Raw genomic sequence first — 11,901 nt, 5'->3', positions numbered from 1 at the left:
TTTAAACCTTTGAAAATTAAATTTTATCTATCGATTTTTCTCCTTTTTTCGATGTCCTACCTAGGTTTTTCGCAAAATGGAACGCTTAAAGGTGTTATCCTGGACGATGCCAATAATCCAATTGCAAATGTTAATATTAAAGCTGAAAGCAAAGGAACTACTACCAACGAAAATGGTTTCTTTATTTTAAAGATTCCTTCAGATAAAGATGTTACTGTCTCTTTTTCTCATCTTGCATTTAAAGACATTCTTGTAACTTTTAATTTAAAAAACGGCGAGGAATACGAATTTCACCCAGTTATGAAAGAATCTGTAGAGCAAATTTCTACAGTAGTTATTTCTAGTAAACAAAGAAAAGAAGTACAAGGTATTATAACTCTAGAGCCAGAGGCTATCCGACAAATTCCTGGTGCAAATGCTGGAGTAGAAAATCTATTGAAAACGCTTCCCGGAGTTAGTAGTAATAACGAGTTAAGTACACAGTATTCTGTGAGAGGAGGTAATTATGATGAAAACCTGGTATATGTAAATGGCATAGAAATTTACAGACCTTTTCTTATCCGTTCTGGTCAACAAGAAGGATTAAGCTTTGTAAATTCAGATTTGGTTCAAAATGTAGATTTCTCAGCGGGTGGTTTTCAAGCCAAATACGGCGATAAATTAGCTTCTGTTTTAGATATTACCTATAGAAAACCACTAAATTTTGGAGTGAGTGCAGATTTAAGCCTGCTTGGTGGAAGCCTTGCTGTAGAAGCCATAAGTAAAGATTCTAAACTTTCTGGAATTATAGGAATCCGATATAGAGATAATAGTTTATTAGTGGATGCTCAAGAAACCGAAACCAATTACGATCCGACTTTTTTAGATATTCAAACTCAAATTAATTATAACTTTTCAGATAAATTTACTTTAAGCTTTTTAGGAAATGCATCTTTAAATAAATACAGCTATCAACCTAAAACTAGACAAACCAATTTTGGAACTATAGAAGATCCTTTGGCTTTATTAGTTTTTTACGACGGACAAGAAAAAGACGAATACCAAACTCTTTTTGGTGCTTTAAAAGGATCTTATTTAGTTAACGACCAGGTAACACTTAATTTAATTGCTTCTACCTATCACACTACCGAAGAGGAATATTTCGATATTCTAGCTCAATATAGATTAGGGGAAGTAAACACCAATATTGGCGATGAGGATTTAGGGGAAGTGGAATATAGCGAAGGTATTGGAGGTCAGTTAAACCACGGAAGAAACGATTTAGATGCGCTTATAACAAATATTGAACACAGTGGAAAATACACTGTAAATGCCAACGACTTTGAATGGTCTATAAAATATACCAACGAAGATATTAGAGATCGCCTAGTAGAATGGGAAGTTATCGACTCTGCTGGTTTTTCCATAAATCCACCAAATATAGACGGCTTTAATAACCAGCCTTACACGCCTTACGAAGGACCTTTAGTTGCTTTCCAAAATGTAAGAGCTAAAAACCATACAACCATTCAAAGACTTCAAGCTTATTTACAATGGAGTAAAAGAACCACTCTTGGAGATCATGATGTTTGGTTTAATGCCGGAGCCAGAGTGCATAATTGGACCGTAAGTGGTCAGGGAATTGAAAAAACAACACAAACAGTTGTTAGTCCTAGAGCACAATTTGCTATTAAACCAGATTGGGATAAAGACATGTTGTTCAGAATTGGTGGAGGACTTTATTACCAACCACCATTTTATCGAGAATTACGCGATTCTTCGGGAACGGTAAATCCAGATGTAAAAGCACAAAAATCTTTTCAAGTTGTAATAGGAAACGAATACAGCTTTAAAATGTGGGAAAGACCTTTTAAACTAACCACCGAAGCTTATTATAAACATTTAACAGATGTCAATCCGTACACTTTAGAAAATGTTCGTATTCGTTATGCTGCAAATAATAATGCAAAAGCGTATGCCTATGGCTTGGATTTGAGATTAAACGGCGAGTTTGTTCCAGGAACTGAGTCCTGGTTTAGCTTTGGATATTTAAAAACAGAAGAAAACATAAATAACAGGGGATATATTCCCAGACCCACAGACCAACGCTTAAAGTTTGCTGCACTTTTTCAAGATTACGTACCTAGTTTACCAAAAATGAAAATGTACTTAAATTTGGTATATAATACAGGTCTTCCAGGTGGCTCGCCTAGTTATGCAGATCCGTATGTGTACCAAAATCGTTTGCCAGATTACAAACGCGCGGATATTGGATTACAATACGTAATAGTAGATTTAAACGAAACCAACCAAGGCTGGAGAAAACCTTTTAAATATTTATCAATTGGATTAGAAATCTTTAATATTTTCGACACACAGAACTCCATTACCAACACTTGGGTTAGAGATGTTTATAGTAAAAGACAATATGCCATTCCTAATTATTTAACGCCTAGAGTTTTTAATGTTAGAACTACTATGAAGTTCTAATAATTGAGATTATTTTAATTGTATTGAAATTAGATGGATAATTAGAAGTACTTCTTCCTAAATAGGTTTGGAAGGAGACTACCACCATGAATTTTCACAATAGTACTAACTGTTAAATCCTCTGTTTTTCTAATAAGTAATTTAGATTTTGAGGAACGTTTGAATTATACATGCGGTAATCTAGCCAACTTTTTAACCAAGCAAAACTTATAAACATTTTATCCTCACTCATTTATCATTCTAAGGGTTTATTAAAAAAGTAATGGGTTCTACAGGAGTTATTCTTACATAAAACAAGAGATTAGGACATCAATAGGGTTAAATATCAACGTCTATTTTTTTTATCTTCCAACAGTTAATTTAACATTTTTTTTAGTTTTTGAATCTCAATCAGTAATACCTTTGTATTCATGAAAACATGGTTTAGAAATATGACGGCGCTGAGCCTTTTATTTGCTTATAGTTTAAGCTTAAGTATTTCTGTACAGAACTACCTAATTGATTCTGTATTAAAAACAGAGAAAAACCATCATGTTTCAACAAAAACTTCCGAGTTTAAAACTCCAGAAATAAATTTATTTCCAAATTTAGAACCGCTGGGAGATGTTGTAAACAGTCTAGCTTCTTATGATGATGTTTCTGGTATTAATTTTAACCATTCACTTTCTAAGCATGTAGAACGTTACACCTTAACAAAAGATAATCATTATCTTAATAAGAGTAAAAATATTCAACCTGGATTGGATATGGAAACCCTACTCTACCCGTTTCATACTTTTTCCTAAAATTTTATTTTTTATTTATTCGCACAACTAGTTATCAACAAGACGATTAGCTGTCTATTTTAATTAATCTTGGTTAAACACCAAGTCAATCACTGTATAACAAATAAAAAATAAACTCATGGAATCATATAGCACATTTATAGGAATTGCAATAGTACTTATTATATTAATACCTCTTTTTTTAATTCAAAAATCGCAAAACAGTCAGAAAAAGAAATCGAAAAAAGGCTTTATTTTAGAAGCAAAAAATAACAATTTAAACATTAGTGACATAGACTCTTGGGGGACGTATTATACCATTGCCATAGACGAAGCTGCTAATAAGCTAATTTATTCTAAAATAATAGATGCAGAACACAAAGTAACTATTGTCGATTTAAGCCAAGTAGACTCTTGCGAAATAGTAAAAACACATAGACCTGTTAAAAATAAAACCACTTATAAAACTGAAACAGATAAAATAGATTTACTAATTACATATAAAACGAAGGCCAAAGACGTTTTAGAGTTTTATAACATAGATGTTAATTTTCAGATGAGCAACGAAATAGCGCTCTTAAATAAATGGGAAGAAAAGATTAAAAGTAACATTGTTAAAAAAGCACATGCAGCTTAAGTGTTAATTAGATTGCAAGAAAAAACCTCCAGATTTTTTAGTTTCTGGAGGTTTTTTTATGTGTTTTCCTAAGTTCTAATTCTTCACAAAACAGATAGATCTAGTAAAATGGAGTATTAACTATTAACAAGTTCTTTTAAAACCTCTATCACATAATCAATCTCTTCTTTGGTATTGTATTTACAAAACGAAAATCTAACAGATGGTTTTTGTTGGTCTTCTTCGCATAAAATATGTGCCAAAACATGAGAACCTTTTCCACTTCCACTTTGGCAGGCGCTACCTTTAGAACAAGCAATGCCTTTTAAATCCAATTGAAATTGAAGTGTTAAGGCTTTCTCGGCAGACATAGGCAAACGAACATTTAAAAGCGTATAGGTGCTTTTAGAATTATCGGAGCAATTTCCATTAAACTTTACATTTGGAATAGCTTTTTCAATTTCAGCTTTAAAATAATCTTTTAAACCTTGTACATAACTGCGTTCTTCCTCTAAATTCTCATAACACATTAAAAAAGCAGTTTCCAAACCTTTAATATTGTGTACAGGTTCTGTTCCGGCTCTAAATCCACGTTCTTGCGAACCTCCAAAAATAAGAGATTTCAAGGTGTTGTTTTTTCTAATATACGCAAAACCAATCCCTTTTGGACCGTGAAACTTATGGGCAGCAGCCGTCATAAAATCGATAGGAGTTTCTTTTACATCCCATTTATAATGACCTATAGATTGTACAGTATCACTATGAAACAAGGCATTATTCTCTTGACAAAGCGAAGACACTTTATTTATATCTAACAAATTCCCTACTTCATTATTAACATGCATTAAACTTACCAGCTTTCTTTCGTCGTTAGCTGTCAATAAACGCTCTAAATCTTCGTAATCTGGAGTTCCACAAGGTTGAAGTTCTACATATTGCACAGTTACATCATATTCATTTCGCAACTCTTCCACCGTATGTATCACGGCATGATGCTCTATTGGAGAGGTAATAATAGTCGTAATATTAGCATCTCTTACAGCACAACGTAAAATCATATTATCGGCTTCTGTACCTCCAGAAGTAAAAATAATTTCCTGTGGCAAAGCATTTAATTCTTTAGCAATAGCCTTTCGCGTAGTTTCTATAATTGATTTCGATGCCCTTCCAAAAGCATGGATTGAAGATGGATTTCCATACTGATGCTCTAAAACATCCTGCATGTCTGTAATAACTTCTTTTCTCACTTGCGTAGTAGCAGCACTATCAAAATATACGGGTTTCATTCGTTGATTTTTAATATTATTAATTTCTCTGTTGAAACATCTAAATAATCATATTCTTTTGTATTTTAAAGCATGATTAAAGATGTCTCAATACAAGATTTTTGTCCTAATTTTATAGTCAGAATTTGAAATCACAAAATTACGCCAATTAAAATTATTTACAAGAAGCCACGTTGTATATTTAACAATTCTTTTATTTTTGCATCTTATATTTTTTATTATGAAAAACTTACTTGTCCTTTTATCTTTCTTATTAGTCTTAAGCTCTTGCGATGATGGCGATGTAATCTTGATAGAAATGGATTTCGACGATTCTTTTGAAGCTTGTGGAGAATTGGTTTTTTATAATATTAGAGAAACCCCCTTTGAATCTATCTCCTTAAAAATAGGCAATCCGCCAATTACTTTAGATAATATTTTTGAAGTAGAGCCCAATGAAACGAATTCTTATCTAGTAGAACTTGTAGAGTCTGAATTCGAGGGGACTATAAATGGTAGCACAAATTTACTAAACTACAGAAGCTATAACTCCAGTGCTTCTAATTTATTTTGTAGCGATATACCTCCTTCCGATTTACAAATTACGCAAGATTTGTCTAGTGTTTCTGGTACATATACCATTCTTAACACTTTAATGGAAGATGACGATGATGGAATTCCAGCTGAGATGGAAGATATTAATGGAAATGGAAATTTATACGACGACGATACAGACGGCGATGGCATTCCGAATTTTTTAGATGAAGACGACGATGGGGATAATGTTTTAACTAAAACAGAACTTCTTGATTACGATGATACAGATGATGATGACAATCCGTTAACAGACCCAAAAGATACGGATGGCGATGGAATTCCTAACTACTTGGACAATGACGATGATGGCGATGGGATACTAACCATAAACGAAGATGTTAATCAAGATTTAAACCCTGCCAACGATTACACCAATCCAAACCTTCCAGATTATTTAAATCCAGATGTGGCCGTAGAAACACCAATTAGCGCATATAGAGTTCATAAAATAAAACAAACGTTTGAAGTTTCTTTAACGGTTAGAGATATCTCATTTCCTACTTTAAATCAGGATTTCTTTGATTTTGGTTATCTTAATAATTCAAAAACCTCCGGAACTAGAAGTGTAACCCCAGAGTTTTAATCTGGATTTACATTTTGAAAAATATAAACTTCTGTAGCACCTAGTCCATATTTTTGAAAATTGGCATCGTAGTATTTCACGTTATTATATCTTCCAAATAAATATTCCAATTCGGTTTTAAGAACGCCTTGTCCTACCCCATGGATAAAAACTACTTTTTGTATGCGTTTTCTAATGGCAAAATCTAACTGACGTCTAGCTGTGTCCAATTGTAAGGTAAGCATGTCGTGATTACTCATTTGGGTTTTATCTGTTAACTGATGAATATGTAAATCGACCTCCATAGTAGGTTGATACCGTTCTTTGGCCTTCTTTTTTACAGAAGTCTTTTTCTTTGGTACTTCCTTTTCTTTTAAAACCTCGTTAAAAGATGTATTTAAAAAGGATTTAGATTTTAAATCCGCTTCATTATTAATAAGAACCAATTCTCTTTTATTAAAGTCCATTTCAAAGCCATTAGCGTCTTCTATGGTAATAATATCACCAACAACCTTAACTACAAATCCGGTTAAGTCTTCGTCTAAAACAGATACTTTATCTCCTTTATTAAACATCGTCTTCTTGATTTAAATCCTGGTTCTTTTCTCTGTCTTTTTTACTGGGAATTCCACTCGAAACACGAAACAAACCAAACATTAAAATAATAATTCCTAGAATTAAAATAACCACATCTTGCTTTTCGCCAGCTTGGGCATAAATAGCAATAATACAGCCAATTACAATAAGCAGGTAATTTAAATATTTCGAATAATTCATATTACATCGGTGTTTTCTAACGGTTTAACGAAAATAAAGTAGACTAATAAATTTTATCCAATTTTATAATTAATTTAACTACTCTCTAATGATTAATTAAAAGTGAAAAATATGAAAAAAAATGATTTTATTGCTAAGTTCCAAATCTTATTTGTCAGCTTTTTATTGTTTTCTTTAGGTGCAACGGCCCAGGTTGGGATTGGGACGACGACGCCTGCCACTACCTTAGATGTTAATGGTGCACTGTCATTACGTGATGGAGGTACACTTACCTTATCTAATGGTAACAATAATAATATTACGTTACCAACAACAGCCGGTAGAGTATACTCCAATTATAGAATTATTGGTCCCACTTCTACTTTTCGAGTTAGAAGCATTGTTCCAGTAGCAGGTGTAGATGGCCAAGTTGTAATTTTACAAAATACCACTACTCAAACTATGATCATTAGTCATGATATTAGTGGAGCAGCAAATAACAGGATTTATGTTCCTTCTGAACAAGATTTAAGTTTAACTGGTAGATATTCATCAGTAACCCTTATCTATAGTAATGCTCAAAATAGATGGATTGTTCAAAATAAATTATCTGATGAGACTATTTGGTACTATCCACCAATAGATATTGACGCAAATACAACATACACTATTACAGCAGGTATTCCTAATTGTAATAGATTTTCTAGTGTGAGTGTTAATCTATCAGGTGATTGGCCTACAAGTCCAGCTGATGATGTCACCATTCATCATGTGGAAGCTAGATCAGGAGCAGTACGCTTTATTGTTACAAATAACACAGGTGCATGGGGAGGAGGAACAAATTTTATAGGAATGGATTTTATAATAAGTGTAAGAAATTAAGCTATGTTTAGATTTATTATTTTATTACTTTTATTTACATGTTCACCTACATTTGCACAAAATGATAATATTATAGAAAGAAAGGTAGTTATTGAACATAAGAAAGCACTAACACAACAAGAGTATCTAACGATGCCTAAAACTAAAAAAAGAATAATAAATACTGTTGACTCTACTATTCAACGTGAAGTTTCTAATAGAAAAACAGTAGTTTTAGAAAGTTTAGCTTTAACCTCTAAAGAGAATGCAATGCAATCAAAATCTGCTAAGAGTATTGTTAAATTAGGTAATTTAAATTCTACAGAAACTGATAGAGAAATAATTAATTTAGAGATACAAAAAGCTTATGCTTTAGAAGAATATTTATTGCAGCCTAAAATTGAAAAAAAGATTGTTAAACATTAATACTAATGTTATTATTTCGAATAAAATGAGAATAAAAACGAAACTTTTGTTGTTCTAGACTAAACTAGAGTTACACCAGTTTTAATCAAAGGTATGCAAGAACAACAACAAATTATTGAAACTCAAAATGATAGAATATCTGCTTTAGAAGAAAAGATGACTTTATTAGAAAATAAATGTATTAATAGAGAATCAAGAATAGTTTCTATTTATTCTAAAAATTAAAATAATGAAACACATAATTACATTAATCCTATTAGCAGCTTACAGTTTCTCATTCGCGCAAACAGATTTACATATCAGTGATAATGCAAATGTATATATATATGTGGATGGCACCGCCTTTACAAGTGGTCCAACTGTTGCTCCTTTATACGTAAACAACGGCATTAATTTGGTGGGAGATGGGAACTTATATCTTAGAAACGAAGCGCAATTAATTCAAAACAATCCAACAGCTAACAATTCTGGAACTGGAAGATTAAGTGTGTACCAAACAGGTAATTCTAATGTTTATATGTATAATTACTGGGGTTCTCCTGTTGGTCAAAATAGTGGAGCTGCTGGAAATACTGATTTAATGCCTAGTAATAATTTTTATCTTGAAAACACAGCACCAATTAGCAGTACCGCTTATGGTTATATTGGTGGCTATAATGGCACAAACACACTTATAGCTAATTATTGGTTATATAAGTTTACGGGAGTACAAGCTTATCCTGACGACTATCAAGATTGGATTGGTTTAGGTGGTGGTGTTAGTGGAGATCAAAATGGAACTTTAGAACCTGGTTATGGTTTTACCATGAAAGGAAGTCCAAGTGGTGCACAACAATATGATTTTAGAGGGAGACCAAATAATGGCGACATAACTGTAATATTAAACCGTAGTAGAGAAACTCTTGTAGGAAACCCATATCCTTCTGCTATAGATGCCCGTGATTTTATTCATAATGCACATAATCAAGCGAACACCACTGGGGTTTTAAAATATTGGGAACAACGAGCAGGAGCAACCTCTCATGTGTTATCTAACTATGTAGGGGGATATGCTACCTATACGGTTTCTTCTGACGGGCTAACAGACTCCTATGTTTCCGCTCCTTTTAACATGTATAATCCAGATGGTACTCCGGCAGGTGGCCCAATAGGTACTGGAGTAAAAACAGCAAGACGTTATATTCCTATTGGGCAAGGGTTTATGATGGAAGGAACTGCAACAGCACCAGCTCAGACCGTATTATTTTCTAACTCACAACGAGTTTTTTATAAACAGTCTGGAGCTGATAGCGAGTTCTTTAGAACTTCTGAAACTTCTTCAAATACATATAATGAATCACAATATAATGAAGATGGATATAATATTGTCTCTGAAGATTATAAACGTTTTAGAATTAATGTTGGTTTTAATAATAACGGAAACGAGTCCTATTCACGTCAATTACTAATGAACTTTCATCATACAGCTACAGATGGTTTTGATTATGGTTTAGAAGCAAAAATATCAGAACAAGTTGCTTCTGATGCGAATTGGGTTCTAGAAGGGGTTCCTTATGTTATTCAAGCTTTTAACTATAACATGGAATTGAGAATTCCTTTAGTTGTTAAAATTGGCAGTCAACAGGCAGTTATGTTTAGAATTCTTGACGTTCAAAACTTCGATACTGATCAACCTATTTTCATCCATGATATAGAAAATGGCGTTTATGTGAACCTAAGAGAAAATAATTATGAAATTAACCTGCCACAAGGTACCTATACAGATCGTTTTGAAATTACATTTACCTCAGAATCTCTAAACATCGATCAGGTTGTAACTGCAGACGATTTAAACATCTATCAAAACAATCAATTAGCACAATTAAACATTGCAAATCCAAAACTTTTAGATGTAAAACAAGTGCGACTTTACGAGGTTTCAGGAAAGCAAATTTTTAACCAAAGAAATTTGAATACAGAAGTTAGTTACAGTTTTTCAACTAAAAATTTAAGTCAAGGGGTTTATATAGCTAGCATCACGCTTGCCGATAACCAAGTAGTTAGCAAAAAGATTGTGGTTTCAAATAAATAAACCTTGAGATTTTATATCTTTAAAACTTCATATTAAAAGATATATCTATGTCTTCCTTTGAAGATTTTATGATTCCCTGCCTAAATAAACAACTTTTTGGAGTTGACTGTTTAGGCTGTGGTTTTCAAAGAGCTTTCTCTTTAATGTTTCAGGGACATTTTACAGCGGCCTTTAAAATGTATCCTGCCATTTACACCATTTTACTTCTCGGGATTTTTATTATCTTTAATTTTTACTTTAAATTTAAACATGCCTATCAGCTTAAAATGGGATTGCTTTTTTTAAACGTTCTCATTATAGTTATTAGTTACTTATATAAAATTATATATTAAAAATAGAAACCAACTTCCATGGAAAAACAGCCCTTACAAAATTCAACCCTTATTTTAGTATTAGGAATATTATCGATTGTTACTTGTTGTTGTTATGGAGTTTTGGGTTTGCCCATAGGAATTGTAGCTTTAATTTTAGCTAATAAATCCACTAAAATTTATACGGAAAATCCAGAATTATACACGGGTTATAACAATCTCAAAACAGGTAAGATTCTTGCCATTATTGGAATTGTATTGAATGTTATTTTCTTAGCTTATGTAATTTGGATTCTTAATATTGTTGGTTGGGAAGCACTTCAAGATCCTGAAATGCTCCAAGAAAAATTACAAGAATTTCAACAAATGCAATCTCTATAATACTTATAACCTATGGAAGTAAAACCACAAAGACCAAATAGCTATTTAGCTTTAGCTATTATTAGTACCATTTTATGCTGCCTGCCTTTTGGTATTGTTAGTATAGTTTATGCTACAAAAGTAAATGCCTTATACGAAGACGGAAATTATGATCGAGCCATAAGCGCTTCTAAAAATGCCAAAACTTGGGGTATTGTTTCGGTTGCTGTAGCATTTTTTGGTTGGTTAATTTATGTGCTAATATTTGGAGTAGCCATGTTTGGAGCATTGCTTAGTGAAGGCAATTATTAAATATAAAAAACCTCTCTTTTTACTGGCCTTACTGGCTGGAAGTGGAATTATTACCTTCTTCTATTTTTGGAATCCGGCAAATAATGTTCTTTTTCCTAAATGCTTGTTTTATAGTGCCACTAATTTATATTGTCCTGGCTGTGGCTCGCAAAGAGCCATTCATCAAATACTTCACGGACATATAACTACAGGCTTAAAATTTAACTATTTAATAGGTTTCTTAACTCTGGTATTGAGCTACCAACTCTATGTGTTTATAGTCCAAGCATATTTTAATAAATCGGTTAAAAACCTTCTTCATAAACCACTTACAACAAAACTCATTTTAATAGTCGTTCTACTTTTCTGGATTTTAAGGAATATCCCTTTTTACCCTTTTAGTTTATTAGCGCCTTAATACTGAGTATTGTTACCGAGGCCTGGTTAATCCATAGACAGTCCGTAGATAGTCCGTAGATAGTCCGTAGATAGTCCGTAGATAGTCCGTAGATAGTCCGTAGATAGTCCGTAGATAGTCCGTAGATAGTCCGT

The 11,901-nt window shown here is 32.7% G+C and carries 15 protein-coding genes; 12 read left to right on the top strand and 3 right to left on the bottom strand.

The genetic code is table 11. From position 1 onward, the window contains the following. Positions 1–51 precede the first annotated feature (51 nt). The 3 genes from OS188_RS06915 to OS188_RS06905 all read left to right on the top strand — a co-directional run bounded on the left by OS188_RS06915 (position 52) and on the right by OS188_RS06905 (position 3,870). Entirely contained in the window at positions 52–2,469 is a 2,418-nt protein-coding gene (locus tag OS188_RS06915) for a TonB-dependent receptor (protein WP_267148098.1), read from the top strand. Positions 2,470–2,879: 410 nt separating this feature from the next. After that, positions 2,880–3,254 carry a hypothetical protein gene (locus OS188_RS06910; RefSeq protein WP_267148097.1) on the top strand — a complete coding sequence of 125 codons (375 nt, stop codon included), beginning with the start codon at positions 2,880–2,882 and terminating at the stop codon, positions 3,252–3,254. A gap of 118 nt (positions 3,255–3,372) precedes the next feature. After that, positions 3,373–3,870, top strand: coding sequence for a hypothetical protein (locus OS188_RS06905; RefSeq protein ID WP_267148096.1), 498 nt, complete (start codon positions 3,373–3,375; stop codon positions 3,868–3,870). Positions 3,871–3,986: 116 nt separating this feature from the next. Here the strand turns inward: OS188_RS06905 and OS188_RS06900 are convergent, their stop codons facing one another. Beyond that, positions 3,987–5,135 (bottom strand): cysteine desulfurase family protein, encoded by a 1,149-nt coding sequence (locus OS188_RS06900; RefSeq protein ID WP_267148095.1) that lies wholly within the window; start codon positions 5,133–5,135, stop codon positions 3,987–3,989. A gap of 220 nt (positions 5,136–5,355) precedes the next feature. Between OS188_RS06900 and OS188_RS06895 the strand changes: the two genes are divergently transcribed. After that, positions 5,356–6,294, top strand: a complete 939-nt coding sequence (locus OS188_RS06895) for a hypothetical protein (RefSeq protein ID WP_267148094.1) — start codon at positions 5,356–5,358, stop codon at positions 6,292–6,294. On the opposite strand, the gene OS188_RS06890 is transcribed toward OS188_RS06895, so the two are convergent. Together OS188_RS06890 and OS188_RS06885 are read right to left on the bottom strand one after the other, a co-directional pair. Further along, entirely contained in the window at positions 6,291–6,848 is a 558-nt protein-coding gene (locus OS188_RS06890) for a DUF8465 domain-containing protein (protein ID WP_267148093.1), read from the bottom strand. The genes OS188_RS06895 and OS188_RS06890 overlap by 4 nt on opposite strands. Beyond that, positions 6,841–7,050: a hypothetical protein gene (locus OS188_RS06885; RefSeq protein ID WP_267148092.1), complete on the bottom strand. Its 210-nt coding sequence runs from the start codon at positions 7,048–7,050 to the stop codon at positions 6,841–6,843. The genes OS188_RS06890 and OS188_RS06885 overlap by 8 nt, the downstream gene beginning before the upstream one ends. A gap of 111 nt (positions 7,051–7,161) precedes the next feature. On the opposite strand from OS188_RS06885, the gene OS188_RS06880 reads away from it, so the two are divergent. The 8 genes from OS188_RS06880 to OS188_RS06845 all read left to right on the top strand — a co-directional run bounded on the left by OS188_RS06880 (position 7,162) and on the right by OS188_RS06845 (position 11,767). After that, a complete protein-coding gene (locus tag OS188_RS06880) occupies positions 7,162–7,911 on the top strand; it encodes a hypothetical protein (protein WP_267148091.1) in 750 nt (249 codons plus the stop codon). A 3-nt stretch (positions 7,912–7,914) separates the two neighbouring features. Then, positions 7,915–8,316 carry a hypothetical protein gene (locus OS188_RS06875; protein ID WP_267148090.1) on the top strand — a complete coding sequence of 134 codons (402 nt, stop codon included), beginning with the start codon at positions 7,915–7,917 and terminating at the stop codon, positions 8,314–8,316. Between the two features lie 93 nt (positions 8,317–8,409). Further along, entirely contained in the window at positions 8,410–8,541 is a 132-nt protein-coding gene (locus OS188_RS06870; RefSeq protein ID WP_267148089.1) for a hypothetical protein, read from the top strand. A 4-nt stretch (positions 8,542–8,545) separates the two neighbouring features. Then, entirely contained in the window at positions 8,546–10,387 is a 1,842-nt protein-coding gene (locus OS188_RS06865) for a DUF8693 domain-containing protein (protein ID WP_267148088.1), read from the top strand. A 47-nt stretch (positions 10,388–10,434) separates the two neighbouring features. Beyond that, positions 10,435–10,719, top strand: a complete 285-nt coding sequence (locus OS188_RS06860; RefSeq protein ID WP_323370451.1) for a DUF2752 domain-containing protein — start codon at positions 10,435–10,437, stop codon at positions 10,717–10,719. A gap of 18 nt (positions 10,720–10,737) precedes the next feature. Then, positions 10,738–11,079, top strand: coding sequence for a CCC motif membrane protein (locus tag OS188_RS06855; RefSeq protein WP_267148087.1), 342 nt, complete (start codon positions 10,738–10,740; stop codon positions 11,077–11,079). Between the two features lie 12 nt (positions 11,080–11,091). Further along, positions 11,092–11,370 carry a CD225/dispanin family protein gene (locus tag OS188_RS06850; protein ID WP_267148086.1) on the top strand — a complete coding sequence of 93 codons (279 nt, stop codon included), beginning with the start codon at positions 11,092–11,094 and terminating at the stop codon, positions 11,368–11,370. Then, a complete protein-coding gene (locus OS188_RS06845) occupies positions 11,354–11,767 on the top strand; it encodes a DUF2752 domain-containing protein (protein WP_267148085.1) in 414 nt (137 codons plus the stop codon). Before OS188_RS06850 ends, OS188_RS06845 begins: the two co-directional genes overlap by 17 nt. Positions 11,768–11,901: the final 134 nt, after the last annotated feature.

This window comes from Xanthomarina sp. F1114 (assembly GCF_026410255.1).
In the GTDB taxonomy this organism is placed as follows: Bacteria; Bacteroidota; Bacteroidia; order Flavobacteriales; family Flavobacteriaceae; genus Xanthomarina.
This window is presented reverse-complemented; position numbering and strand designations above follow the sequence as displayed.